We start from the raw sequence: 2973 nt of genomic DNA on the forward strand, positions 1-2973 counted from the left end.
GGCGGGGGCTCGCGGTGCTGCGGCGCCGGCGGCTCGGCCCGGCGCGGCGGGGCGGCCGGGGCCGCCTGCTGCGGGGGCTCGCGGTGCTGGGGGGCGGGCGCGGACCGGTGGCCGCCGGGCGGGGCGGCCGGCGGCTGCTGCTGCGCCCGCTGCGGGCGGCCGTACGGCGGGGCCGGCGGTGGGGGCTGGTTGTAGCCGCCGGGCGGCTGCGGGCGGCCGCCGGCCGGCGCCGGTCCGCCCGGGCCGCCCTGGTAGGGCGGCGGCGCGACCGGCGGGCGCTGGGCGTAGCCGGGCTGCGGGGACTGCCGGTAGCCGCCGGGCGGCTGCTGGCCCGGGTGCTGACCCGGCTGCTGGTCGGGGTACTGCCCGGGGTGCTGTCCGGGGTGCCCGCCCGGCTGCTGGTAGCCCTGCGGGCCGCCCTGCTGCGGGCGGCCCCCCGGTCCGGCCTGGTAGGGCGGCGGGGCGACCGGCGGGGCCTCGAAGTCCTCGGGCCCGAAGTAGGCGATCTCGGTCTGCTGGTTGCGGTCGCGGGCCGCCCGGAGCTGGGTCTGCCACGGGTGCGGGGTCTCGGCCTGCGGCGGCCCCGGCGGGGGCGGCGGAACGGCGGCGGGCGGCATCACCCGGGTCGCGGCCGCCGGGTCGAACGGGGGCGGCTGGGTGCCCATCACCCGGGTCGCGGCCGCCGGGTCGTACTGCTGGCCGCCCTGGCCGGGCTGCTGGCCGGCCGGGAGCACCTGGGTGCGGTCCTCGGTCCCGAACGGCGTGTCCGCCGACAGCCCGGGCACGCCCACCGGCGCACCCGGCACGGCGGTCGGCTGCGGGTCCGGCACCAGCAGCGCGCCGACCGCGAGCGCCGCGTCCACCGCCGCCGGGGAGGCGTGCACGCCCACCCCGCCGGCGACCACCCGCAGCGCGTTGGCCAGCGACACCGCGCTCGGCCGCTGCGCCGGGTCCTTGCGCAGGCAGCGCTCGATCACCGTCCAGAGCGGCTCCGGCATGGTCGACGGCCGCTGCGGCTCCTGGGCGAGGTGCGCGTGCAGGATCGCCAGCGGGTTGTCCCCCTGGAACGGCTGGCGGCCGGTGACCAGCTCGTACAGCATGATCCCGGCGCCGTAGACGTCCACCGCGGAGGTCTGCGGCCGGCCCTCGGCGGACTCCGGCGCGACGTACGCGGGGGTGCCGACGAACTCGTGGCTGCGGGTGATGCCCGGGGAGTCGGCGAGCCGGGCGATGCCGAAGTCGGTCAGCATCGGGTGCATCTGCTCGGTGGCGTCGACGACGGCGGTGGCGAGCAGCACGTTGGCCGGCTTGAGGTCGCGGTGCACGATGCCGTCGACGTGGCTGGCGGCCAGCGCGTCGGCGACCTGGGCCATCAGCAGGGCGCCCGCGATCGGGCTGAACGGGCCGTGCTCGCGCAGGTAGCGGGCCAGGTCGGGACCGTCGACGAGGTCCATCACCAGGGCCAGCAGCTCGCCCTCGACGACCAGGTCGCGGACCTTGACGATGTTCGGGTGGGTCAGCCGCAGCAGCACCGAGCGCTCCCGCAGGAAGCGCATCACCACGTCCGGGTCGGCGGCGAGCTCCTCCCGCAGGATCTTGATCGCCACCAGCTGCCCGGGCGCGCTGCCGGGCACCTCGACGTCGGCGCGGACCCGCCCGCGCCAGACCGTTCCGGTGGCGCCCCGTCCGAGCGGGTTCTCCTCCAGCAAGTACTTGCTGCCGACTGGCCGCACCTGTCGCACTCCTCGTCGTGCCGCCCGCGCGGGGCGCTCCTCCGCCGGTGCGGTGAGCCTGCCGGGTCCGTGTCCGGGCCACTCTAACGGGGTCCGTAGACGTTTTCGGGGCGACCGGCAGGGGCGTTCGCCCGGGTTGGGGGACATCCCCTACGGGAAGACCCGGAGGGTCCGCGGACGGTTCCACCGGGGCCGCGGGGTCTGCCCTTCCGGGCGCCGGTTGACCTGATTCCCCGTCGCCTCCACCATGGCGATGTTCGCAAGATCGTCAAATCCGGTACGGTGCGCGGACTGTCCGTGACGGATGGCAGGATGACACTCGCCACTCTTGTGGCCCAAGCGGTGTCGCGGCCATCCCCCGCTCCCCCGCGGCGGCCCGAGGCAGCGGCACAAGGCGTCACACCAGCAGAAGGGACCGCGGGCGAGATGCAGATCCGGCTGACCGTCCTCCGACCGCGCAGCGGCCCGGCAGCCGCCGGCTCCGCCATCCCGTACGTGGACGTGCTGGTCACCGCGCCCGTCGGTACCGCGCTCGGCTCCCTGGCGGGTGCCCTCGCGGGCGCCGTGGGCGTGCGCGGACCGCGGGCCGCGACCCATGTCCACCTCTACGCCGGGGCGCACCGGGTGGACGAGCACACGCTGCTCGGCCACCCCCCGCTGCTCGACGGCGCCGTCCTCTCGCTCAACGAGCCCGACCCGACCGCCGACGACCCGGACGACACCCCGGCCGCCGCCGAGCTGCGGGTCGTCGGCGGCCCCGACGCCGGCGGCGTGCACCGCCTGCACGGCCGGGAGATCCGGGTCGGCCGCTCCGGCGAGGCCGACGTCCCGGTCGACGACCCCGACGTCTCGCGGCTCCACCTCGCCCTGCACCTCGCCGAGGACGGCACGGTGACCGTCCGCGACCTCGGCTCCACCAACGGCACCACCGTCGACGGCCGGATCGTCCCGCCCGGTCCGCCCGAGGAGGCCGTCCCGCTGGACGGCACCGGTCTGCTGCGGATCGGCGAGACCACCCTGCGGGTCACCGCCCCCGATCTCCGGGACGGCTCCGGGGCGCCCGTCCGCGCCGCGCTGCCCGACGGCCACGGGCACCTCCAGCTCGCCGCCCCCCCCCCCCGCCCCCCGCGGCGCGGCTGGGCCGCGGGGTGGGGCGCGCGCGCGCGGGCCCGGGGGCTTATACACAACTGACGCGGCCGCCCCTAGGGGGGGGGGATATCTCGGTGGTGGCCGGATCATT

Annotated in this window: 2 protein-coding genes; one reads left to right on the forward strand and one right to left on the reverse strand. The window is 77.8% G+C overall.

What is annotated here, in order from left to right:
- Positions 1–1733 (reverse strand): serine/threonine-protein kinase (locus tag ACFVFS_RS40705; RefSeq protein ID WP_380630161.1); only part of this gene is annotated, 1733 nt, incomplete at its 3' end.
- A 426-nt stretch (positions 1734–2159) separates the two neighbouring features.
- Here ACFVFS_RS40705 and ACFVFS_RS40710 point away from each other — a divergent pair.
- A complete protein-coding gene (locus ACFVFS_RS40710; RefSeq protein WP_380630162.1) occupies positions 2160–2924 on the forward strand; it encodes an FHA domain-containing protein in 765 nt (254 codons plus the stop codon).
- The last annotated feature ends 49 nt before the right edge of the window (positions 2925–2973 follow it).

This window comes from Kitasatospora sp. NPDC057692 (assembly GCF_042799475.1).
Taxonomy (GTDB): Bacteria; Actinomycetota; Actinomycetes; order Streptomycetales; family Streptomycetaceae; genus Kitasatospora.

What these genes read in the sequence shown, in the direction of transcription:
- ACFVFS_RS40710 (WP_380630162.1), top strand. Translation starts at nt 2,160, where the DNA reads ATGCAGATCCGGCTGACCGTCCTCCGACCGCGCAGCGGCCCGGCAGCC.